Annotated in this window: 12 protein-coding genes; 10 read left to right on the plus strand and 2 right to left on the minus strand. The window is 41.3% G+C overall.

Features of this window, described 5'->3' with window-relative positions:
• Position 1: 1 nt before the first annotated feature.
• Positions 2-2,854, plus strand: a complete 2,853-nt coding sequence (locus ACGHVY_RS07055; RefSeq protein WP_390598067.1) for a glycoside hydrolase family 2 protein — start codon at positions 2-4, stop codon at positions 2,852-2,854.
• A 143-nt stretch (positions 2,855-2,997) separates the two neighbouring features.
• Here the strand turns inward: ACGHVY_RS07055 and ACGHVY_RS07060 are convergent, their stop codons facing one another.
• The gene (locus ACGHVY_RS07060) at positions 2,998-3,396 is read right to left on the minus strand and encodes an ACT domain-containing protein (RefSeq protein WP_390598069.1); all 399 of its coding nucleotides are present in this window, start codon (positions 3,394-3,396) and stop codon (positions 2,998-3,000) included.
• A gap of 113 nt (positions 3,397-3,509) precedes the next feature.
• On the opposite strand from ACGHVY_RS07060, the gene ACGHVY_RS07065 reads away from it, so the two are divergent.
• The 7 genes from ACGHVY_RS07065 to ACGHVY_RS07095 all read left to right on the plus strand — a co-directional run bounded on the left by ACGHVY_RS07065 (position 3,510) and on the right by ACGHVY_RS07095 (position 16,823).
• The gene (locus ACGHVY_RS07065) at positions 3,510-5,033 is read left to right on the plus strand and encodes a TlpA family protein disulfide reductase (protein ID WP_390599658.1); all 1,524 of its coding nucleotides are present in this window, start codon (positions 3,510-3,512) and stop codon (positions 5,031-5,033) included.
• Between the two features lie 350 nt (positions 5,034-5,383).
• Entirely contained in the window at positions 5,384-6,547 is a 1,164-nt protein-coding gene (locus ACGHVY_RS07070) for an IS4 family transposase (RefSeq protein WP_002561845.1), read from the plus strand.
• Positions 6,548-6,901: 354 nt separating this feature from the next.
• The gene (locus ACGHVY_RS07075) at positions 6,902-8,473 is read left to right on the plus strand and encodes a C10 family peptidase (RefSeq protein ID WP_390598070.1); all 1,572 of its coding nucleotides are present in this window, start codon (positions 6,902-6,904) and stop codon (positions 8,471-8,473) included.
• Complete coding sequence (locus tag ACGHVY_RS07080; RefSeq protein ID WP_390598072.1) at positions 8,470-9,066, plus strand: hypothetical protein; 597 nt, start codon at positions 8,470-8,472, stop codon at positions 9,064-9,066. Before ACGHVY_RS07075 ends, ACGHVY_RS07080 begins: the two co-directional genes overlap by 4 nt.
• A gap of 559 nt (positions 9,067-9,625) precedes the next feature.
• Positions 9,626-12,913: a glycosyl hydrolase gene (locus tag ACGHVY_RS07085; protein WP_390599659.1), complete on the plus strand. Its 3,288-nt coding sequence runs from the start codon at positions 9,626-9,628 to the stop codon at positions 12,911-12,913.
• Positions 12,914-13,039: 126 nt separating this feature from the next.
• The gene (locus ACGHVY_RS07090) at positions 13,040-14,473 is read left to right on the plus strand and encodes a sialate O-acetylesterase (RefSeq protein WP_390598073.1); all 1,434 of its coding nucleotides are present in this window, start codon (positions 13,040-13,042) and stop codon (positions 14,471-14,473) included.
• A 7-nt stretch (positions 14,474-14,480) separates the two neighbouring features.
• On the plus strand, positions 14,481-16,823 hold the full coding sequence (locus ACGHVY_RS07095; RefSeq protein WP_390598075.1) for a DUF5703 domain-containing protein: 2,343 nt from the start codon (positions 14,481-14,483) through the stop codon (positions 16,821-16,823).
• Here the strand turns inward: ACGHVY_RS07095 and ACGHVY_RS07100 are convergent.
• The gene (locus ACGHVY_RS07100) at positions 16,820-17,983 is read right to left on the minus strand and encodes an IS4 family transposase (protein WP_002561845.1); all 1,164 of its coding nucleotides are present in this window, start codon (positions 17,981-17,983) and stop codon (positions 16,820-16,822) included. The genes ACGHVY_RS07095 and ACGHVY_RS07100 overlap by 4 nt on opposite strands.
• 186 nt (positions 17,984-18,169) lie before the next feature.
• Between ACGHVY_RS07100 and ACGHVY_RS07105 the strand changes: the two genes are divergently transcribed.
• Together ACGHVY_RS07105 and ACGHVY_RS07110 are read left to right on the plus strand one after the other, a co-directional pair.
• Positions 18,170-20,809: a glycoside hydrolase family 2 protein gene (locus tag ACGHVY_RS07105; RefSeq protein ID WP_390598076.1), complete on the plus strand. Its 2,640-nt coding sequence runs from the start codon at positions 18,170-18,172 to the stop codon at positions 20,807-20,809.
• Positions 20,810-20,900: 91 nt separating this feature from the next.
• On the plus strand, positions 20,901-25,331 hold the full coding sequence (locus tag ACGHVY_RS07110) for a two-component regulator propeller domain-containing protein (protein WP_390598078.1): 4,431 nt from the start codon (positions 20,901-20,903) through the stop codon (positions 25,329-25,331).
• Positions 25,332-25,370 lie beyond the last annotated feature (39 nt).

The following is a 25,370-nucleotide window of genomic DNA, read 5'->3' on the forward strand; positions in this document are numbered from 1 at the left end:
AATGAAAAAAGTAACCACTTTATTATCAACCTTAGCGTTGGCAACTACCCTGGCTGCCCAGAATCCTCCGCAGACGGAGCGGCAATACCTTTCCGGTCACGGATGCGACGACATGGTAGAATGGGACTTCTTCTGTACTGACGGACGCAACTCCGGCAAGTGGACGAAGATTGGCGTTCCGTCCTGTTGGGAATTGCAAGGCTTTGGTACTTATCAGTACGGAATATCCTTTTACGGTAAGGCATTTCCCGAAGGAGTCGCCGACGAAAAAGGTATGTATAAGTATGAATTTGAGGTTCCCGAAAAGTTTCGCGGACAACAGGTGAATCTTGTCTTCGAAGCCTCCATGACAGATACGGAAGTGAAAGTAAACGGACGCAAAGTCGGCTCGAAACACCAGGGGGCTTTCTATCGTTTTTCATATAATGTCACAGATTTCCTTAAATACGGCAAAAAGAACCTGTTGGAAGTGACAGTAGCTAAAGAGAGTGAGAATGCAAGTGTAAACCTTGCTGAACGTCGTGCCGATTATTGGAACTTTGGCGGTATCTTCCGTCCCGTATTCCTGGAAGTGAAACCCGCCGTCAACTTGCGCCATATTGCTATTGATGCACAGATGGATGGTTCTTTCCGAGCGAATTGCTATACGAATATTTCCAATGACGGAATGAGTATCCGTGCGCAAATCAAAGATAATAAAGGTAAGAAACTTACCGAAGCAACTGTACCGGTAAAAGCCGGCGGAGACTGGACTTCTATCCAACTGAATGTCCCTAATCCTGCCCTATGGACAGCAGAAACACCGAATCTTTATAAGGCACAGTTCTCTTTACTAGACAAGAACGGCAAAGTATTGCACAACGAAACTGAAACATTCGGTTTCCGTACCATCGAAGTACGTGAAAGTGACGGGCTTTATGTAAATGGGGTACGTATCAATGTGCGTGGTGTCAACCGCCATAGCTTCCGTCCGGAAAGTGGACGTACATTGAGTAAAGCGAAGAATATCGAAGATGTTCTTTTGATAAAGAGTATGAATATGAATTCCGTCCGTTTAAGCCATTATCCGGCTGACCCGGAATTCTTGGAAGCGTGTGATTCTCTCGGATTGTATGTGATGGATGAACTGGGTGGCTGGCACGGCAAGTATGATACCCCGACCGGAGTGCGTCTGATTGAAGGTATGATAGAACGTGATGTGAATCATCCTTCTATTATCTGGTGGAGTAATGGTAATGAAAAAGGCTGGAACACGGAACTGGATGGAGAATTCCATAAATATGACCCGCAGAAACGGTCGGTTATCCATCCGCAAGGTAATTTCTCAGGTTTTGAAACCATGCATTACCGCTCGTATGGAGAAAGTCAAAACTATATGCGCCTGCCGGAAATCTTTATGCCGACAGAATTCCTTCATGGTTTGTATGATGGCGGTCACGGTGCCGGATTGTATGATTATTGGGAAATGATGCGTAAGCATCCCCGTTGTATCGGCGGTTTCCTTTGGGTATTGGCAGACGAAGGAGTGAAGCGTGTGGATATGGACGGCTTCATTGATAATCAAGGTAATTTTGGTGCTGACGGTATTGTAGGACCACATCATGAAAAGGAAGGTAGTTATTACACTATCAAGCAGTTATGGAGTCCGGTACAAATTATGGATACTCCCATTGACAGACAGTTCAATGGTAAACTCTCTGTGGAAAACCGTTATGATTATCTAAACTTGAACACCTGCCGTTTCCTTTGGAAGCAAGTAAAATTCCCTTCGGCAACAGACGCTTCCAATGCCGGCACTCAAGTTCTAAAACAAGGTGAAGTACAAGGCAATAATATCTCTGCTCATTCGGCAGGCATCCTGGATATTAAAACAACTATTCTTCCCGATGCGGACGCTCTCTTTGTGACAGCTATCGACAAATATGGACATGAACTTTGGCGTTGGACATTCCCGGTAGAGAAATTGAACCAGTCAAAAGAAGAACTTTCTCCGTTATCCAGCAAAGCAACTTACACCGAAACTGATAATGACCTTACAGTAAAAGCAAACAATCGTACTTTTGTCTTTTCAAAGAAAGACGGTCAACTGAAAGGTGTATCCGTAAACAACCGCAAGATTAGTTTTGCAAACGGTCCCCGCTTCATCGGTGCCCGTCGTGCCGACCGTTCATTAGACCAGTTCTATAACCACGATGATGAGAAAGCGAAAGAAAAAGACCGTACATACAGCGAATTCCCCGATGCGGCAGTATTTACGAAACTGGACGTAAAAGAAGACGGCGGCAATCTGATTGTTACCGCAAACTACAAATTAGGTAATTTGGATAAGACACAATGGACAATCAACCCGAGCGGAGTAATGACACTTGATTATACCTACAATTTCTCCGGTGTTGTCGATTTAATGGGAATCTGTTTTGATTATCCCGAAGAACAGGTTATCAGCAAACGCTGGCTGGGAGCAGGCCCGTACCGTGTATGGCAGAACCGTATTCATGGTACACAATACGATATTTGGGAGAATGATTACAATGACCCTATCCCGGGTGAAACCTTTACTTATCCTGAGTTCAAAGGTTACTTCGGCAGTGTTTCCTGGATGAATATTCGCACGAAAGAAGGTACTATCAGCCTGACAAATGAAACGCCCGATACTTACATCGGAGTATATCAACCCCGTGATGGTCGTGACCGTTTGCTTTATACGCTTCCCGAAAGTGGAATCTCTGTCTTGAATGTGATACCACCGGTACGTAACAAAGTAAACTCAACAGACCTGTGTGGTCCTTCTTCACAAGCCAAGTGGGTGAATGGTTCGCAAACAGGACGAATCGTTTTCCGGTTTATGGAATAAATAAAATAGCAGAAAGATAAGTTTTTTTGCCGATGCTTACAAAAAGAGCTTTCTTATTCAATGAGAAAGCTCTTTTTGTGTATTCTCTACTGGTGTCTATGAAAATTGAATAGGCATCACCTGATAGATTATTCAAAATGAAATTATTTCTGAAGTTCAAGAATAGCACTTAGTGCTTGTTCTGCTTTCCCCCTAGGCACAAAAATATGGTCGTGATAATACGCCGCCACAACATTTGCGCTTATATTTTTCTCTGCAAGTTTAGTTGAAAATGCTGCCGTCAGTCCTACCGCATCCAAGCTTGAATGGACATTCAGAGTAATAAGTTTATATACAGATTGATAATCAATATTTCTATTCACAGCATCTTCCTGGTCAATAATTAAAGTAATACCTTCTTTTTCATGGAAAATACCGATTGGGGCTAATTCGCTGATTTGCTCCCAATCTAAACTAGGGAAAGAGCAGAAAACAAAATCACGTTCATCCAATATCGGTTCTATATTGGATAATAATATATCTAAATCTTTAATACCTGCCATAATATTCATTTTTTTTAAACTAGGCAAATATAGTAAATCTAAAGAATAATCATTATTTTTGTTTCGATTTATATGTTCAAATAACTAAAACACAATAATAATACTCAAACATGATGAAACACTTTATTTCTTTTCTAGTAATAACTTCTTTGTTATTTATAAGCTGTCGCCCAAAAACACAAAGTAATTTTCAGTCTGAATCTTCTGAACAGACAGGAGAAAACTATTCTTTGCCGGAAGAATATGCTGAAGAAGTAATTGTTGTAGGTAAGGTGCTGAATCGGGAATTCTACCCTAAAGAAAAGGAGTTGACTCTTATCATTCCTTTTTTCCGGGAAATGGGAAATAAATACTGTGCACCGATTTTAGAAGATGACTCATTCTCTTTCCGCTTTCCCGTTTTTGCTAAACTCAGAGAGGTTTCTATTCGTAATTATGCCGAGCATTTGTATGTGCATCCGGGGGATAGTATATATTTAGAGATTGATTTTAAAGATATGTTTCATCCAAAAGTAACGGGTGATACCGAAAAATTGAATCAAGAAATATTGGCTTTTACTGAAAATGCTTATTACTATATACAAAATTATAGTATAAAATATGGTTTGGATTTTGATAATTTCGAAGCTGAACTAAAAAAGGAATATAACTTTCGTTTGGAGCGAAGAAATGAATATATACAGAAACATAAACCGATGCAAGATGTAATTTTATTCACGGAAGAATTACTAAAACAGGATTATTATTGTGCTATTTTGAGATATGTTTCAGACAGTCAGCAAAGAACGAGGAAAGAAATCAATCGTTATCATGCATTATTACCTGAAATCAATAAACTGTATAATAAAGGAATATTATCGGCACGTTTATACGATATAGCCGAAGAGGTTATACATTATATTTCTTATGGAGCCGCATTAAAGAATGGGAAATATCCTTCATTAGAAGATGTTATGTCCATAGTTGGAGAGAATGCATTGAATCTGTATTTGTGTGCAAATGCTGTGGCTAACAGTATGCAGGCAAATGATACGCTTGCTTTGGTTGAAAGACGTGCACAATATGATTCAATAGTGAAGATGCCACATTTGCGTGCACAGATTACCCAAATATATAATCAGACTAAGTCGTACTTGGAAAGCCCTCAACCGGTTTCTGACAATCTATTGTATGGGCAATTTCATGAAGATGCAAAACTGAAAACACCCATGCCATATATGGAACCTATTTATGAAATGCTTGAGAAAGATTGTGGAAAAGTGATTTATTTTGATTTTTGGGCAAGGTGGTGTCCCCCTTGTCTGGCAGAAATGGAACCGTTGAAGCAGTTACGTAGCAAGTACTCTACCGAGGATTTAGTCATATATTCGATATGTGGTAGCGAACCAAAGGAAGAATGGGAAGAGTGCCTGGACAAGTATTCATTGAGAAACCGGGGAATTGAATGTATTTATGCAAATGATTTTTTCGGAAAAGAAAATTATCAGAAGATTCGTAATCAATGGAAAATACATAGCCTGCCTTATTATATCTTGGTAAATAGAAAAGGGCAAATCATTGATTTTGGTAGTTCGGCGCGCCCGAGCAATCCAAAATTACGTTCTAGAATTGAGGAGGCAGTCAAAGAGACAAAATAGCTTTTAGGGACAAGGTTGATAACTGCCTTTCGCACAAATCCTTCACCTATATACCACTGTATAAACAATCTTTATACTTATGGAAAAACATTTTTGACGTCGTTATTATACTAATATCGAATCAATCATTTATTTATCAATGAATAAATATTAAAATATTTTCTACTAAACATTTGGTTTATACTAAATTATTTTCTATTTTTGGAAATATATAATTTCGCACATCATTACTGTCCCGTAAAAGTGGATAAATAGTTCTTTGAAATAATTGAAATATAGTCTATTAGATACTACTTTTTAGGCGCGACGATTTGAAATCATACCTTTGAGGTCAATTAAGGTGACCTCAAATGAACCAAGATAAATATGTTTTCGCTCAGTTAGTAGAATTCTTGAACAATGATAAGTTCAGAAGACTTGTAGACAAGTATGATGGCAATCGTTATGTGAAACATTTCACTTGCTGGAGTCAGTTACTTGCAATGATGTTCGGTCAACTCAGTAATCGTGAAAGTCTTCGTGACTTGATTGTAGCTTTGGAAGCACATCAAGGAAAGCGTTATCATTTGGGATTGGGTCGTGAGCCCATTGCCAAAACTACGCTTGCATCTGCCAATCAGAATCGGGATTACAGAATCTTCGAAGATTTTGCTTTCTATATGATGAAGGAAGCATGTGAAAAACGATCGACTCACATCTTGGATATTCCAGGAAGGAAGTATGCGTTTGATTCCACTACGATTCCTTTATGTTTGGCTACATTCCCTTGGGCGAAGTTCCGTAAGAAAAAAGGTGGAGTTAAGGCTCATGTCCTTTATGACATAGAAGCACAACTTCCAGCCTTTTATACAGTAACTACAGCATCCAGGCATGATTCAACAGAAATGTCCGCAATTAATTATGAGCCAAATGCTTATTATATATTTGACAGAGCGTATGACTCGTTTAAAGAACTTTATCGGATTCATCTTACAGGTTCTTTCTTTGTAGTCAGAGCGAAGTCTAATCTGAAATGCAAGTTCTGTAAATGGAAGCGTAGAATGCCGAAGAATATCCTTTCAGATGCGGAAGTGAAACTGATAGGGTACACTTCTGAAAAGAAGTATCCTGAATCATTCAGAGTCATCCGTTTCTATGATGAAGAGGATGATCGTGAATTCACATTCCTGACGAATGCCAAACACATATCTGCACTTGATGTTGCCAATCTTTATAAGAAAAGATGGTTCGTGGAACTTTTCTTCAAATGGCTGAAACAACACCTTAAGATAAAAAGGTTCTGGGGTACTACCGAGAATGCGGTTCGAATACAGATTAGTGTTGCTATCATCACCTATTGTTTAGTAGCTATTGTCCAATATGATATGCAACTGAATCGTTCAACTTATGAGGTCTTGCAGATTCTTAGCATCTCATTAACAGATAAAACGCCTTTACAAGAGCTGTTTAATAAGACTAATTTCAATGATGTCAAAGAACAATTTAATCCCCTTATTCCGGGATTATTTGATTAATTAATAACTCGTCCCGATTTTAACGGGACACTAGTGTTCGCACATCAAAACAGGAAGGAGGAAAAACAAACTGTATTATCTTTTTCTATGAATTAAAATAGTTCACTGAAATCATCTTGCAAAGATAATACTTTATGAAAAAAGTATATGGAGATAAATTCTCTTAACTCCGCATATGAAATGAAGAGCAGTGCATTGTACCAAATAGCAACTTTGTCTTTCCTCATCAACTATAATAATAACCTTCAGAATACTTTAAAAAAGAGTCTAGGTTCGGTTAATAAAAATACTTTTTGTGATAAGGTAAGATGATGCAGAACGAAAACGGACTATTCACTAATAAAACAATAAATTATGAAAAACCTTAGACTTTTACTTCTTGTACTGTCAGGCATGCTTCTAACATATTGCAATGACAACATTGACGAGCAATTAATTAATGTAGCTCAAAATTCAGAACAGAATTATGTAATTGAAGACAATTTCCTTAAAAATGAGAAACTGTCAGAGAATGAAGTGAAATTCATTGCTGAAACATTTACATCCAGCAATCTCCTCTCAACATTTGGGGCCTATACAAGAACAGCAAATAAAGTGATTATTGATAATGTTCTTCCCCTGCTATCCGACGATAATCAAACTTTAGCTTATGCTGTCAACTTCAAAGGCGGAGGATATAACATAGTAAGTGCCACTCAAAAATATAGTCCTATTATTGGTTTTTCAGAGAAAGGGAGTATCCAACAGGACTATAGAGAAGAAAATCCGGGGCTAGCATTTTGGCTGGATTTTTTAAAAGGAGACATTGTATATCAAATAAACAAAAATGATGATTCTGATTCTATTGCTATAATGAACAGAATGTTATGGAGAGAATATGAAGCCGTCGCTTTATTGGAAAAAAACACTTCAGTTACGACATCAATCAAAGATCATTGGTATTGGTACAACAAGAAGAGACTGGAAGCTATGGATGGTTCATTTACAAGCTCACTAAAACTGATGTCTGAAGATCTTCCACGCTTTCGTGAAATAGTGCAAACAGACTATGATAACCGTAATAATTTAAGTACCGGTGAAATGAACCATTTGATAAGTACTAATACGGCACTAAAGAGTGAATATTCCAGAGCTGGTTTATCACAACCAACAGCTTATTTTTGGACAGAATACTATAAAGGTAGTAATGATTATGATATAGGTAATTTAATTAAAACAAAATGGCGTCAAGACTATCCTTATAACATTTTAAACCCATTGAAAACAAATTCAGACACGGAACATCAACCTGCGGGCTGCGTTACGCTTGCTGTAGCACAGGTTCTAAACTTTTACAAACATCCTCAAACCCTATATCGTAAAAATGGGATATTTCTCTCTTCCCTTGATGTTGACTGGAATAAAACTGACATAACTTCTTTGAGCGATCCTAATTTGTTAGATATACCAACATTAATACGATTTGTTAATCAAGGTGTATTCACGGAAAATGGTGATAATGGTTCATCATCTAATATTGATGATGCCCAATCATTCTTTAATCGAAATCAATATACTACCCACAGATATGATGGACGGGATATCTCAAGAATGATATCAGAGATTAAAGCCGGCAGACCTGTATATGTACGTGGATCAAATAATAGCGGTGAAGGCCATGCCTTCATCTGCGATGGGTATAGAGCTATAAAAAGGCATCTATATATCGAATTAAGCACAACTAATGACACATATGTGAAAGACTATGTTACTAACCCTTATTTCATATATAAAACATCAGAGGGAAGCAGAATAACAAGCCAAGAATACTTGGGCTTCAACTGGGGATGGGGATATTCAAGTTGGGTAATCATACCGAGTAATAGCCCCATAGATTTCAATGGCTTCAACAACATCATTAAACTACTAACAATAGAGAAACAATGAGAATAGTTATAATAATAGTAATAATGATAGGTTTAAGTTCATGTTCCAAGTCACAGGTACCAGAAGATAATTCACGTCCATTCCCACGTGATAATAGCGTAGGGGTACGTTTTATTAATGAAGCGGGAGATGATGCGTCGGATATTATTAAAATGAAATTAACAAGAACCAATACTACTTTTCCAGACAATTCTTTGGAATACTACGAAATGGTTTCTGAAAATTACTCCTATCACTGTTTTATTGATGGAAATGAAGTTCCTCTCACCTTTAAAATAAACGGAGAAGGCACGCCTATAGAGTCTATTGTCAAAGTAGAAATCAGCAAAAGGAAGGCGGAAAAGTATAAAACCTTTTGGCTAGTCGTAAATAGCGTTTATATTATTCATAACGATATAAACTCTGACCGTTTATACGAGTTTGACTATAGATTTAGACTACCAAGCTTGTTTGGCGAGCAAGAGAATAGCTTGAAAGTGCTCACGAAAGCGAAAAATCTGGGAAAAAAGATATATGAAAAAGTATCTTTCAACGGAGAAGAGATATCGCATGACAATGGAAACACGTTTGATATTGCTATAAGCAAGATGTAAAGACATGATACCTTGCCACATTTTTGTATTTATTTTAAGTATTATACGGGGAAATACAAAAATGTGGCAAAGCTAGTAATCAGATTGTTAAGTCTGATATTGCTCGTCTTTTAAGATAAGTTCACAAAAAAACAATGGGATGATTTAGCCTTTTTCTGAAGAAAAACTGCACTTTTCTTTCAATTAGCTGTTTATCAATAATTTATCCTTATTTGTTTCTCTCTCAGAATCACTATTGATTTACAGTTGAGCAACTGGTAAAATGGACTTGTGCTACCAATGAACTGCACTTGTGTAACAAGTAAGTTGCTCAAGTGCAACCGAATAATATATGCAGACGATTTAATTAATATATGCGGAGAAATAATTAGTTAATGCAGAAGAAATAATTAATACTACCTTATGATTTACTAAAACAATACTATTGTTTGAATTATTGAAAAGGAAATTTTGAAAAAGGAATAACGGATAATGAGTACAAAACAGCCGGATTTTCGTCTTTACTTTAGTAAAAATAGATATTGAAATGAAAAGCCGACTGAAACAACGAATATTTGCCATTTCCCTATTGGCATGGATAGCTATAAGTCCTTCCGGTGCCCAACAAACACATTCGCTTCGCGAACAATACCTAAACCCGTCAGATGAAGCGAAGCCTTGGACATTTTGGTATTGGATGTACGGTGCCGTGTCTAAAGAAGGAATTACAGCAGATTTGGAAGCTATGAAACATGCCGGACTAGGCGGAACTTATCTGATGCCTATCAGAGGTATCGAAGAAGGGACACAATATAATGGGAAAGCGCAGCAGTTGACACCGGAGTGGTGGGATATGGTGCGTTTCAGCATGGAAGAGGCAGACCGTTTAGGGTTAAAACTTGGGATGCATATCTGTGACGGATTTGCCTTGGCAGGCGGTCCCTGGATTAGTCCGAAAGAATCAATGCAGAAAGTGGTCTGGAGTGATACAATCGTTGACGGGGGTAAGCTCAAGGCACTACGCTTGCCGCAGCCGGAAGCTTATGACAATTATTATGAAGATATAGCATTGTTTGCTCTTCCCGTAGATGGAGCGATGGATGAAATGCCGGCAAAGATTACCTGTGCCAATACAGCCACTGGAAATCATATTGATTCACAAAAGACAGTGAATATGGATGCTTCGGGAGTAATTCGTTCCTCATATCCTTGCTATATTCAGTATGAATATGAGATTCCTTTCACATGTCGTAATATCGAAATTATTTTGAGTGGCAATAATTATCAAGCACACCGGCTGAAAGTGATGGCGAGCGACGATGGTATAAATTATCGTTTTGTGAAGCAATTAATTCCTGCCCGCCAAGGGTGGCAGAATACGGATGAAAATTCCACTCATACTATTCCTGTAACAACAGCCCGTTATTTCCGTTTTTACTGGACACCGGAAGGAAGTGAACCCGGAAGTGAAGATATGGATGCTGCTAAATGGAAACCGAATCTGAAAATAAAGCAATTGCGCTTGCATCGTGAAGCCCGCCTGAATCAGTGGGAAGGAAAAGCCGGACTCGTATGGCGTGTATCTTCCGCTACCAAAGAGACAGAAGTAGGGAAAAAGGACTGCTATGCCCTTTCACAAGTTATCAACCTGAGCAATCAATTCAACAATAATTCAACAGGCGACTTTAAAGAGAAAACATTAACCGCTGTCCTGCCCAAAGGCAAATGGAAACTATTGCGCATGGGGCACACCGCTACCGGACATACCAATGCGACAGCCGGAGGCGGAAAGGGACTGGAATGTGACAAGTTTAATCCGGTTACTGTCCGCAAGCAATTCGACAATTGGTTTGCACAGGCATTTGTGAAGACAAATCCGGAAATAGCACGTCGCGTACTGAAATATATACATGTCGATAGTTGGGAATGTGGCAGCCAGAACTGGAGTGCAAATTTTGCTATTGAATTCAAGAAACGTCACGGATACGACCTGATGCCTTATTTACCACTACTAGCAGGTATCCCGATGGAAAGTGCGGAACGTAGCGAAAAGATTCTGCGTGATGTACGTACGACTATATCCGAATTGGTTGTCGATGTTTTCTACAAAGTATTGGCAGATTGTGCCAAAGAATATGACTGCCAATTCTCTGCGGAATGTGTAGCGCCTACTATGGTCAGTGACGGACTACTACATTATCAAAAAGTAGACCTTCCGATGGGAGAGTTTTGGTTGAACAGCCCGACGCATGATAAACCCAATGACATGCTCGACGCTATCAGCGGGGCACATATATATGGAAAGAATATTATCCAGGCTGAAGGATTCACAGAAGTGCGCGGCACGTGGGACGAGCATCCTGGAATGTTGAAAACATTGCTCGACCGTAATTATGCCTTGGGTATCAATCGTCTTTTCTACCACGTATATGTACACAACCCGTGGCTGAACCGCAAACCCGGAATGACTTTGGAAGGCATCGGACTTTTCTTCCAACGCGACCAGACTTGGTGGGACAAAGGCGCAAAAGCATTCTCCGATTATGCTACCCGTTGCCAAACATTGTTGCAATACGGGCATCCGGTGACGGATATCGCTGTGTTTACAGGAGAAGAAATCCCCCGGCGTTCTATATTACCGGAACGGTTGGTTCCCTCTTTGCCGGGTATATTTGGAGCAGAACGGGTAGAAAGTGAACGCATCCGGTTGGCAAATGAAGGACAGCCGTTACGTGTGCGTCCTGTCGGCGTAACACATTCTGCCAATATGGCCGACCCTGAAAAGTGGGTGAATCCGCTTCGGGGATATGCTTATGATAGTTTTAATAAAGATGCCCTATTACGATTGGCAAAAGCGGAAAATGGCAGAATGATATTGCCGGGTGGAGCCAGTTATAAAGTTCTGGTACTTCCGCTCGCCCGTCCGATGAATCCCGACCCGGTGGAACTTTCGCCGGAAGTGAAGCAGAAGATTAATGAGTTGAAAGAAGCAGGCGTATTGATTCCTGCTATACCTTATAAGGAAGACGATTTTTCAGCGTATGGTCTGGAACGTGATTTGATTGTGCCGGAAGATATTGCCTGGACACATCGTCGTGGTGACTTGGGAGATATTTATTTTATAGCCAATCAAAGGGAAGAGACACGTACATTTACTGCGAGTATGCGTATCAGCGGAAGCAAACCGGAATGTTGGAATCCCGTGACAGGAGAAATTGATACCAATCCTCTTTATGAGCTAAAAGATAACCGCACGGAAGTAACTCTGACATTAGCTCCCAATGAGTCCGTATTCGTTGTTTTTTCTACGGAAGGAATTAGTAAAAATAGCGGGGACGATTCACAAAAGCAAAAGCTATGGAAAGAGAAAAAGAATCTTGTTAAAGAAGTTCGGGAAGTTCCTTTGGATATGGAAGAGTACCAAATAAACTTCCTTAATACCGGAAAAGAGGTAATCCGGAAAACACTGTTCGACTGGAGTAAAGAAGAGGATGAACAGATTCGTTATTATTCGGGAACTGCCATTTATAAAACGACATTCCGCTGGAAAAACAAACAAAAGAAAGACGAACGAATTTATCTGAATTTTGGAAAGATATGTGATATAGCAACGGTTCGTTTGAATGGCGTAGAGTGTGGTACAATTTGGACGGCTCCTTATCGGGCTGATATAACGGCAGCTTTGAAAAAAGGAATAAACGAGCTTGAAATAGAAGTGACGAATACGTGGGCAAATGCACTGAAAGGAGCCGATGAAGGCAAAGCGCCATTTGATGGAATTTGGACGAACGCGAAATATCGCAGAGCGGAGAAGACTTTGATTCCGGCAGGATTACTGGGGCCTTTGAGCATTTCTGTCACAGAATAAAATAGATTTTTAAGGTACGGATTACACAGATTACGCTGTTGCTTTATGTAACATGATTCTTATAAACCGTGTAACCCGTGTAATCCGTGCCTAATTTATCATAGTACAGTACTTAAATATACTATAATGAAAAATTTAATGATTAAAACTGGTACAATATTAGCAAGTTTTCTGCTTGCTGCCTGCCTGTCGACACATGCGGAAGTAAAACTGCCTGCAATCTTTTCCGATGGAATGGTGATGCAGCAACAGACAAATGCCAATCTTTGGGGTACGGCAACTCCGAATAAGAAAGTTACTGTCACTACTGGTTGGAATGACAAACAATATGTGGTGACATCGGATAAGAACGGTGCATGGAAACTTACTGTCTCCACTCCGGAAGCAGGCGGTCCCTATGCGTTGACATTTGATGATGGAAGTAAGAAAACATTGAATAATATTCTGATAGGCGAACTTTGGCTCTGTTCCGGACAGAGTAATATGGAAATGCCGATGAAAGGATTCAAGAATCAGCCCGTAGAGAATGCCAATATGGATATTCTTCACAGTAAGAATCCAAGAATCCGTCTGTTTACAGTGAAACGTACTTCTACGTTCACTCCACAGAATGACGTCATCGGTTCGTGGAAAGAAGCGACCCCGGTCAGTGTCCGCGATTTCAGTGCAACAGCTTACTATTTCGGCAGACTGCTCAATGAGATAATGGACGTTCCGGTAGGATTGGTAGTAGCGGCATGGGGCGGTTCGGCATGCGAAGCATGGATGACAGCCGACTGGCTGAAAGCCTTTCCGGACGCTAAGATTCCTCAATCGGAAGCGGATATTAAATCAAAGAACCGTACTCCGACTGTGCTTTACAATGGTATGTTGCATCCCCTTATCGGCATGACGATGAAAGGAGTGATATGGTATCAGGGTGAAGACAACTGGAATCGCGCCCATACATACGCAGATATGTTTGCTACGTTGATTAACGGTTGGCGTGCCGAATGGAAACAAGGGGATTTTCCTTTTTACTATTGTCAGATAGCACCGTATGATTACGGAATCATTACGGAGAAAGGTAAAGAAGTCATAAATTCCGCCTATCTTCGGGAAGCGCAGTCGAAAGTTGAACACCGCGTAGCAAACAGCGGTATGGCTGTATTGCTGGATGCGGGAATGGAGAAGGGGATTCATCCGTCAAAAAAACGGGTTGCCGGAGAACGTCTGGCACTTCTTGCTCTGACCAAGACTTACGGAGTAGAAGGAGTAAATGGCGAAAGTCCTTATTATAAAAGCATTGAAATAAAGAATGACACGGTGGTCGTAAGCTTTGAACGTGCCGAAATGTGGATTAGCGGTAAGAACTGCTTCGAGTCGAAAAACTTTGAAGTGGCAGGCGAAGATAAAATATTCTATCCCGCAAAAGCCTGGATTGAACGTAGCAAGATGCTTGTGAAAAGTGATAAGGTTCCGCATCCGATAGCTGTCCGCTATGGATTTAAAAACTATGTGGAAGGAGACGTATATTGTGACGGATTGCCTTTAGGTTCTTTCCGTTCAGATAACTGGTGATTGAAATATGAAAAGATTTTATCTGATTATAACGATATTGTTTATTGGCGTGTCGGCTCTTTGGAGTCAACATGCCAATGTCGTTTGGAATACTCCTAGCCGTAATTCTTCCGAATCCATGCCTTGCGGTGGTGGGGATATCGGTATGAATATATGGGTGGAAGATGGCGACATCCTGTTTTATGTAAGCCGCAGTGGTACATTCGACGAAAATAACTGCCAACTGAAACAAGGTCGTTTCCGCCTTCGCCTGTCACCCAATCCTTTTAAAGATGCTACCGATTTCCGTCAGGAGCTAAAGTTGAAAGACGGGTATGTAGAAATCGAAGCCGGTGGTACGCAGATACAATTTTGGGCAGATGTTTTTCATCCGGTCATTCATGTTGAGATAGCGAATGCACAGCCTTTGCAAACAGAAGTTTCTTATGAAAACTGGCGTTATCAGGAACGTCTTATCCGAAAAGGAGAGGGGCAACAGTGTTCTTACAAATGGGCTCCCCCGAAAGGAACAATTACAAGTGCAGACTTCGTTTCTCCGAAAGAGAATGTGTCCGGCAGGAAGAACCGACTTTTATTTTACCATCGCAACCCAGAACAAACCGTTTTTGATGTTGTCGTAGCACAACAAGGAATGGACGGAGTGAAGTCTCAAATGATGAATCCTCTGAAAAACCTGACTTTCGGCGGAACTCTTTTCGGAGAGAATTTAGAGTTTACAAGCATTACGGACGGTATATATGCCGGAACGGACTATCGTGCCTGGAATTTTCGCTCATCCAAGGCTGCCCGCAAGGAACAGTTCTGTATCGTACTGCATACAGACCAGACAGAAACCGTAGCGCAATGGGAACAAGGTATGCAAGCCGCTTTACAGAGAATTGCCCCGAAAGGAAGAAACTCCGTAAAGACCATCGCGCAGGATAAGAAACAAACCCGTTCATGGTGGAATACCTTTTGGCAACGTAGTTTTATCGTAGCAGAAGGGGAGGCACAGAAAATCACCCGAAACTATACACTCTTCCGTTACATGCTGGGATGCAATGCCTATGGCGATGTTCCGACGAAATTTAACGGTGGATTATTTACCTTCGATCCTTGTCATGTAGATGAGAAACAATCGTTTACTCCCGACTACCGGAAATGGGGGGGCGGGACAATGACCGCACAAAACCAACGGCTGGTATATTGGCCGATGCTGAAAAGCGGTGATTACGACATGATGCATGCCCAATTTGATTTCTATAACCGGATGCTGAAAAATGCAGAACTGCGCAGCCGTGTTTATTGGCAACATAATGGGGCCTGCTTCAGTGAACAGATAGAGAATTTCGGTTTGCCTAATCCTGCGGAATATGGCTTCAAGCGTCCGGAGTGGTTCGACAAGGGATTGGAATATAATGCCTGGCTGGAATACGAATGGGATACGGTTCTTGAGTTCTGCCAAATGATACTGGAAACAAAGAACTATGCAGATGCCGATATCACCCCTTATCTTCCTTTGATTGAAAGCTCGCTTACATTTTTCGACGAGCACTATCGTATGCTTGCTTCCCGTCGCGGCAGGAAAGTACTGGATGCTGACGGACATCTGATTCTTTTTCCGGGTTCCGCCTGTGAAACTTATAAGATGACCAACAATGCCAGCAGTACCATAGCGGCCCTACGGACAGTGCTCGAAACTTATGGACAGAAAGAGGAAATGCTGAGAACAATTCCCTCGATTCCATTGCGGTACATAGAAGTAAAAGATTCTCTGAATCCTGCATCTGCTCCAGAATTGAAGCAAACGATTTCTCCTGCTGTAAGTTGGGAGCGCATCAATAATATAGAAACTCCGCAACTTTATCCTGTATTTCCGTGGCGCATCTACGGGATAGGCAGGGAAAATTTAGAATTGGCCCGTAATACATATTTCTATGATCCGGACGCAATCAAATTCCGCTCGCATACCGGATGGAAACAAGATAATATCTGGGCTGCCTGTTTGGGACTAACTGAAGAAGCTAAGAGACTATCTCTTACCAAACTTTCCGACGGACCGCATCGTTTTCCTGCTTTCTGGGGACCGGGCTATGACTGGACTCCCGATCATAACTGGGGTGGTAGTGGCATGATAGGGCTTCAGGAGATGCTCTTGCAGACCAATGGCAAGCAAATACTTCTTTTCCCGGCATGGCCGAAGGAATGGGATGTACATTTTAAACTGCATGCTCCGGACAAGACAACGGTGGAAGTTACGTTGAAAGGCGGAGAAGTGAAGGATTTGAAAGTTCTGCCGGAAAATAGAAAGAAAGACATTATTATAATGATCACTAGTGTCCCGTTAAAATCGGGACGAGTTATTAATTAATCAAATAATCCCGGAATAAGGGGATTAAATTGTTCTTTGACATCATTGAAATTAGTCTTATTAAACAGCTCTTGTAAAGGCGTTTTATCTGTTAATGAGATGCTAAGAATCTGCAAGACCTCATAAGTTGAACGATTCAGTTGCATATCATATTGGACAATAGCTACTAAACAATAGGTGATGATAGCAACACTAATCTGTATTCGAACCGCATTCTCGGTAGTACCCCAGAACCTTTTTATCTTAAGGTGTTGTTTCAGCCATTTGAAGAAAAGTTCCACGAACCATCTTTTCTTATAAAGATTGGCAACATCAAGTGCAGATATGTGTTTGGCATTCGTCAGGAATGTGAATTCACGATCATCCTCTTCATCATAGAAACGGATGACTCTGAATGATTCAGGATACTTCTTTTCAGAAGTGTACCCTATCAGTTTCACTTCCGCATCTGAAAGGATATTCTTCGGCATTCTACGCTTCCATTTACAGAACTTGCATTTCAGATTAGACTTCGCTCTGACTACAAAGAAAGAACCTGTAAGATGAATCCGATAAAGTTCTTTAAACGAGTCATACGCTCTGTCAAATATATAATAAGCATTTGGCTCATAATTAATTGCGGACATTTCTGTTGAATCATGCCTGGATGCTGTAGTTACTGTATAAAAGGCTGGAAGTTGTGCTTCTATGTCATAAAGGACATGAGCCTTAACTCCACCTTTTTTCTTACGGAACTTCGCCCAAGGGAATGTAGCCAAACATAAAGGAATCGTAGTGGAATCAAACGCATACTTCCTTCCTGGAATATCCAAGATGTGAGTCGATCGTTTTTCACATGCTTCCTTCATCATATAGAAAGCAAAATCTTCGAAGATTCTGTAATCCCGATTCTGATTGGCAGATGCAAGCGTAGTTTTGGCAATGGGCTCACGACCTAATCCCAAATGATAACGCTTTCCTTGATGTGCTTCCAAAGCTACAATCAAGTCACGAAGACTTTCACGATTACTGAGTTGACCGAACATCATTGCAAGTAACTGACTCCAGCAAGTGAAATGTTTCACATAACGATTGCCATCATACTTGTCTACAAGTCTTCTGAACTTATCATTGTTCAAGAATTCTACTAACTGAGCGAAAACATATTTATCTTGGTTCATTTGAGGTCACCTTAATTGACCTCAAAGGTATGATTTCAAATCGTCGCGCCTAAAAAGTAGTATCTAATAGACTATATTTCAATTATTTCAAAGAACTATTTATCCACTTTTACGGGACAGTAATGTATAATGATAGAAGAGTAAAATAATTCGTGCCTAAAAAGAAGCCGCAAAAATAAAAAAGTTATGAATAAAAGACCGTTTTTAATCTTATCAGCTTTTCTGTTATTGTTCTCATTAACAGGAAAAGGACAAGTAGCAGATACTTACCGTCCCGAGACATCGGTTGCCGGATTTATCCAGCTTCCCGGTAGCGGGCGGCAAGTGTATAATTTCAATCCGGGATGGCGATTCTTCAAAGGAGATATCCGTGGCGCGGAAGCCGTGAATTTTGACGACCGCTCCTGGGAAATAGTCTCCACCCCTCATACAGTGGAACTGATGCCTGCTGAAGCCAGCGGATGCCGTAATTATCAAGGCCCGGCCTGGTATCGCAAGCATTTCGTGGTTCCTGCTGAAACTAAAGGCCAACGGGTGTCAATTTACTTTGAAGCAGCCATGGGCAAGCAGGTTATCTACCTGAACGGGAAACGTATCCAAGAGCATATTGGCGGCTATCTGCCATTTACGTTAGACTTAACAGCCAATGGCGTACAAGCAGGAGACTCTTGCCTGCTTGCTGTCTTTACGGACAATAGTGATGATAAATCTTATCCCCCCGGCAAACGCCAATATACTCTGGATTTTGCTTATCACGGTGGCATCTACCGCGATGTATGGATGATTGCCAAATCTCCGGTAGCCATTACGGATGCTCTCGATTCGCAGACCGTTGCCGGTGGCGGAGTATTCGTTCATTTTGATAAAATCAGTGAGAAGAGTGCACAAGTTTATGTAAAGACAGAGTTACAGAATGATTCACAACGTCAGGAATCTGTTACCGTAGAAACAACACTGACCGATACAGACGGAAAAGTCATCAAGCGTACTTCCGGCAGGCTTTCTCTGAAACCCGGAGAAAAGAAATCCGTCCAACAACAAATGGAAGTGAAGAATCCGAGACTATGGTCACCGGATACACCTTATTTATATAGAGTACATTCACGGATAAAGAAAGGTAGTCAATCTATTGACGGTGGAATCACCCGTGTAGGTATCCGGCTTGCCGAATTCCGTGGGAAAGACGGCTTCTGGCTGAATGGAAAACCTTTTGGACAATTGGTCGGTGCCAACCGCCATCAAGATTTTGCCTATGTAGGCAACGCATTGCCCAACTCTCAGCAATGGCGTGATGCGAAGCGTCTGTGTGATGCAGGATGCACTATTATTCGTGTAGCTCACTATCCGCAAGACCCGTCCTTTATGGATGCCTGCGACGAACTGGGAATGTTTGTCATTGTAGCCACTCCGGGATGGCAATATTGGAATAAAGACCCTGAATTTGGAGAACAGGTTCATCAGAATACCCGTGAGATGATTCGTCGTGACCGCAATCATCCGTCCGTCCTGATGTGGGAGCCGATTTTGAATGAAACCCGCTATCCGCTTGACTTTGCCCTGAAAGCATTAGAGATAACTAAAGAAGAATATCCTTATCCGGGACGTCCCGTAGCTGCTGCCGATGTACATTCGGCAGGTGTGAAAGAGCATTATGACATAGTCTATGGCTGGCCGGGAGATGATGAAAAAGCAGATAGGCCGGAGCAATGTATCTTCACTCGTGAATTCGGAGAAAATGTGGACGATTGGTATGCTCACAATAACAACAACCGTGCAAGCCGCAGTTGGGGAGAACGCCCGCTACTTGTACAGGCACTATCTTTGGCAAAAAGCTATGATGAAATGTATCGCACTACGGGACTATTTATCGGTGGTGCGCAATGGCATCCGTTCGATCATCAGCGCGGTTACCATCCCGACCCTTACTGGGGTGGTATCTATGATGCTTTCCGTCAGAAGAAATACGCTTATGAAATGTTCCGCAGCCAGTCATCTGCCAGTCTCGAACATCCTTTGGCGGAATGCGGCCCGATGGTATTCATAGCTCATGAGATGTCACAATTCTCTGATAAGGACGTAGTAGTATTCAGTAATTGCGACTCAGTCCGTCTTTCTATCTACGACGGAATAAAGACATGGACGAAACCTGTGATTCACGCAAAGGGGCATATGCCTAATGCACCTGTCATTTTTGATGATGTATGGGATTTTTGGGAAGCACGCGGATACAGTTATACCCAGAAGAACTGGCAGAAAGTCAATATGGTTGCCGAAGGTATTATCAACGGGAAAGTGGTATGCACACAAAAGAAAATGCCTTCCCGCCGTTCTACCAAGCTGCGTATGTATGTAGACACTCAGAAAGTAAATCTGGTAGCAGACGGTTCCGATTTTATTGTAGTAGTTGCTGAAGTGACCGATGATAGCGGAAACGTGCGCCGTCTGGCAAAGGAGAATATCGTATTCACGGTAGAGGGCGAGGGAGAGATTATCGGAGATGCCACAATCAATGCCAATCCCCGTACTGTTGAATTCGGTTCGGCTCCTGTATTGATTCGTTCAACACGAAAAGCCGGAAAGATAAGAGTGAAAGCTCATGTCCAGTTTGAAGGGACACAGGCTCCGACAGCTACCGAACTGGAATTTGAAAGTATCCCGGCAGAATTTCCTTTCTGTTATGAAGAACAGACGATGGCTTCATCGACAATGAAAACTGGGTTGCCGAAAAGTAAATCCGAAGGAAAAATAAAGTTGACAGAAGAAGAACGTCAACGGGTGTTGGACGAAGTGGAACGCCAGCAAACGGAATTTGGAACTGAAAAATAGAAGAAGAAAATAGAAGAAGATAGTGATTTTGATCACTATCTTCAAAAAAAAGATTATCTTTGACTGCATTTAATTCCAATTATTACCATAAATGAGAAAACGGAGTATTCTAATACTATTACTATCGATGATAGGCGTCTGTGCTTTTGCCTATCCGAATATGATTGTAGAACACTACACAGCAGAACGCGGTTTGCCTAATAATATTGTCAATTGTACTTTAAAAGGAAAAGATGGATTTGTCTGGTTTGGTACATGGTATGGACTATGCAGTTTTGACGGAACCAAATTCCGTTCGTATGATAACCGCGACGGATTCTATTCCGCTGATATTCCCCCTCGTAAAATACAACGTATTGTAGAAGATAAAAACGGTTTTTTGTGGATTAAGACCATCGACCGTAAACTTTACTTGTTCGACAAGCGGCATGAAAGTTTCCATGCTGTCTATGATGACGTGAAGGAATATTCTGAAAACATTCAGATAATCAAAATTCAGACGACGGAAGACGGAGATGTCCTGTTGCTGACCAAAGACAAGAGTCTTCTGCGTGCCTACACCAATAAAGAAGGCAAGATTACGATGAAGCAGTTGCACGACTCACGCCCCAATGTGAACGTTTATGATATGCGGTTGAAACACAATGTCTTCTGCGAAACAGATGAATTCATCAACTGGATAGGCATGGATTATCAGATTCTGTCTCTCAGAAAGGGAGAAGCCTTGAAAGATAAACCGGGCGACTTCATACAGAAAAAGGTTTCTGCCGATTCCGAACAGTTTACTTGTGCTTCCTACAATTCTAAATTCCTGTGGCTGGGAGATAAAAACGGCCACATTTACAGCATTGACCCACAAAACGGAGTCGTGAACCGTTATGAGATACCGGAAATCAGCCAGGCTATCTCTAATATACTGGTTACTGAATCCGGCTTGATGTATATCACCACCAATGAAGGTACTTATGAATACAATATCGGTTACAAACAACTGACCAAACTCCCATTCATCATCTCCGGAAAAGATGGCGGTATTATATTCTATGATAAATATGACAAGATATGGTTTCAGGAAGGCAATCATGCTTTGACGTATTATGATCCATTGAACAGAAGTTATCATCGTTTTGCATTTCCTGATCATAATACTATCGGAAACTTCGAAATGCAGGATGCAGGCGAACAAGGTATGTTTTTCCTGACTCCGGGAGGTGAAATTCTTTTGTTTGACCGCGACAAACTGGAGATGACCCGCATCAATCAGATGAAACCTTTCTCCGATGACTTCCCCAATCAACTGTTCTTCCATCTTCTTTTGGATACAGACGGAATTCTCTGGTTAGCATCTACGGGTAGCGGAGTTTATAGAATAAACTTTCCTAAAAAACAATTCCATTTGCTGGCCGAAGTATCTCCCGTCCCTGTCACCACCGAGAAACTTACCTCTTGGAATCAGGGAATACGTGCCCTCTATCAGGCACAGAATGGAGATATTTGGGTAGGAACCCGCTGGCAGACTTTGTATCGCCTGGATCGTAACGGACAGGTGAAACAGATTTTCTCTGACAAGAACTATCTTCTCGGTGCCGTCTATCACATCATGGAAGACAAGGACGGGAATATGTGGTTCTCTACCAAAGGTAACGGACTTGTCAAAGCCGAACCGGACATGAATTCTCCTCATGGCCTGCGCTTTACCCGTTATAAGAATGACCCTAAAAATCCGAACTCTATCAGTAATAATGATGTGTACTTCACTTATCAGGACAGCCGGGGACGCATCTGGGTAGGGTTGTTGGGCGGCGGCTTGAACCTGATTTCCGAAGAAAACGGCGAGGTTGTCTTCAAGCATAAATACAACGGACTAAAGCAATATCCTCCTTATGGCCTCTATATGGAAGTGCGTACAATGACGGAAGATGAAGACGGGCGCATTTGGGTAGGGACAATGGATGGGCTGATGTCTTTTGACGGACACTTTACCGCACCCGAACAAATTCAGTTTGAAACTTATCGCCAGGTGAGCGAACATTCCAATGTAGCAGATAATGATATTTATGTGTTATATAAGGATACAGACTCGCAAATTTGGGTAAGTGTATTTGGCGGAGGACTGAACAGACTTGTTCGATACGACAAGAAAAAACGTGAGCCGATCTTCAAATCATACGGCATACGTGAGGGGATGAACAATGATGTAGTCAAATCAATAGTAGAAGATAAAAACGGTAATCTGTGGTTTACAACCGAAATAGGCTTGTCCTGTTTCAATAAAGCGACCGAACAGTTCCGTAACTACGATAAATATGACGGTTTTTTAAACGTGGAGATGGAAGAGGGCAGTGCACTCCGTACATTGAACGGTGACTTGTGGATTGGCACCCGGCAAGGAATCCTGGCATTCTCGCCGGATAAACTGGAAACACAGCATACGAACTATGACACGCGTATTGTTGATTTTAAAGTTTCCAACCGGGATTTGCGCAGTTTCGTAGATTGCCCGATTTTGAAAGAAGCCATCACATACACTGACGCAATCCGGCTGAACTACAATCAATCTATGTTCACGATAGAATTTGCCGCCTTGAATTTCTACAATCAGAACCGGGTGTCTTATCGCTATATACTCGAAGGATATGAGAAAGAATGGCACTATAATGGTAAGAACCGTATTGCTTCATATACCAACGTTCCTCCGGGCAAATATAAATTCCGGGTAGAAACGATGGACGAAGCTAACCCGGAGCTTGTTTCCAACTGCACTTTAGTTGTCACCATTCTTCCACCTTGGTGGTTAAGTTGGTGGGCTACGCTTATTTATGTAATTCTTGGGTTAGCGGCTCTTTATTTCGGTCTGCGCCTGGCTTTCTTCATGCTTAAAATGAAAAATGACATCTATATCGAGCAAAAGGTTTCGGAGATGAAAATCAAGTTCTTCACTAATATTTCCCATGAGCTTCGTACACCCTTGACATTGATTAAAGGCCCGATACAGGAATTGAAAGAACATGAGAAATTATCTTCGAAAGGATTGCAATATGTGGAATTAATGGAGAAGAATACTAATCAGATGTTGCAATTGGTAAATCAGATTCTCGATTTCAGGAAGATTCAGAATGGTAAGATGCGTCTGCATGTTTCTTTGATCAACTTTAATGAAATGATTGCCTCTTTCCAGAAAGAGTTCCGGGTACTTTCGGAAGAAAATGAAATCAGTTTTACTTTCCATTTGCCGGACGAATCGATTATGGTATGGGCGGACAAAGAGAAATTGAGTATTGTAGTACGGAATATCATATCGAATGCATTTAAGTTTACGCATTCCGGCGGAAGTATCTATGTCACAACCGGATTGACGGATGACGGAAAGCGCTGTTATGTGCGGGTAGAGGATAATGGCGAAGGTATTCCGCAAAACAAGCTGACCGAAATATTCGAACGCTTTGCGCAAGGGGAGAATACTAAGAATCCATATTATCAAGGTACGGGCATCGGTCTGGCACTTTCCAAAGAAATAGTCAACCTGCATCACGGATTGATTCATGCCGAAAGCCCTGAAGGACAGGGGGCTGTATTTACGGTGGAACTCCTAATGGACAAGGAACATTACCGCCCGTCGGAAGTAGATTTCTATGTCAGCGATACGGAGACAGTTCCGGTAGCTGCCGGAGAAGAGTCAACCGGGAATATTCCTTCTTCGGAAGGAGTGGAAGAAGAGCCGGAAATTGATGCTTCATTACCTACCCTTCTACTGGTAGAAGATAATAAAGACCTTTGTCAATTGATAAAACTTCAATTAGAAGATAAATTTAACATTCATATTGCTAATAATGGAGTGGAAGGCTTGAAGAAAGTACATCTGTATCATCCTGATATTGTGGTGACCGACCAAATGATGCCTGAAATGGACGGTTTGGAAATGTTGCAGGCTATCCGGAAAGACTTCCAGATCAGCCACATCCCGGTGATTATCCTGACTGCAAAGAACGATGAAGGTGCCAAGACGAAAGCGATTACGCTGGGAGCAAATGCCTACATTACGAAACCGTTCAGCAAAGAATATTTGCTGGCACGTATTGAACAGTTACTTGCCGAACGAAAAATATTCCGTGAGCGTATCCGTCTGCAAATGGAAAATCAGACAACGACAGAAGAGGACAGCTACGAACAATATTTGGTAAAGAAAGACGTACAATTCCTTGAAAAGATTCATCAGGTGATTGAGGAGAATATGGATGATAGTGATTTCAATATAGATACGATAGCTTCTGGCATCGGCTTGAGTCGTTCGGCATTCTTCAAGAAGTTGAAGAGTCTTACCGGACTGGCTCCCGTAGATCTGGTAAAAGAGATTCGCTTGAATAAATCCATAGAATTGATTAAAAATACGGATCTGAGTGTTTCTGAGGTTGCTTTTGCCGTCGGATTCAAAGATTCAGGCTATTACAGCAAGTGTTTCCGAAAGAAATATAACCAGACTCCCCGTGAATATATGAATGAATGGCGGAAAGGAGAGAGATAACCGATTACAAAATGCTTTCTTAATCGTCTTTTTAGAAAA

Source organism: Bacteroides sp. f07 (assembly GCF_042854785.1).
Lineage (GTDB): Bacteria > Bacteroidota > Bacteroidia > Bacteroidales > Bacteroidaceae > Bacteroides.

Bases quoted from the DNA above. Each gene is read 5' to 3' on its own strand.
- ACGHVY_RS07060 (WP_390598069.1), bottom strand. From the start codon at position 3,396: ATGGCAGGTATTAAAGATTTAGATATATTATTATCCAATATAGAACCG.
- ACGHVY_RS07095 (WP_390598075.1), top strand. From the start codon at position 14,481: ATGAAAAGATTTTATCTGATTATAACGATATTGTTTATTGGCGTGTCG.
- ACGHVY_RS07070 (WP_002561845.1), top strand. From the start codon at position 5,384: ATGAACCAAGATAAATATGTTTTCGCTCAGTTAGTAGAATTCTTGAAC.
- ACGHVY_RS07100 (WP_002561845.1), bottom strand. From the start codon at position 17,983: ATGAACCAAGATAAATATGTTTTCGCTCAGTTAGTAGAATTCTTGAAC.
- ACGHVY_RS07090 (WP_390598073.1), top strand. From the start codon at position 13,040: ATGAAAAATTTAATGATTAAAACTGGTACAATATTAGCAAGTTTTCTG.
- ACGHVY_RS07105 (WP_390598076.1), top strand. From the start codon at position 18,170: ATGAATAAAAGACCGTTTTTAATCTTATCAGCTTTTCTGTTATTGTTC.
- ACGHVY_RS07080 (WP_390598072.1), top strand. From the start codon at position 8,470: ATGAGAATAGTTATAATAATAGTAATAATGATAGGTTTAAGTTCATGT.
- ACGHVY_RS07075 (WP_390598070.1), top strand. From the start codon at position 6,902: ATGAAAAACCTTAGACTTTTACTTCTTGTACTGTCAGGCATGCTTCTA.
- ACGHVY_RS07065 (WP_390599658.1), top strand. From the start codon at position 3,510: ATGAAACACTTTATTTCTTTTCTAGTAATAACTTCTTTGTTATTTATA.
- ACGHVY_RS07110 (WP_390598078.1), top strand. From the start codon at position 20,901: ATGAGAAAACGGAGTATTCTAATACTATTACTATCGATGATAGGCGTC.
- ACGHVY_RS07055 (WP_390598067.1), top strand. From the start codon at position 2: ATGAAAAAAGTAACCACTTTATTATCAACCTTAGCGTTGGCAACTACC.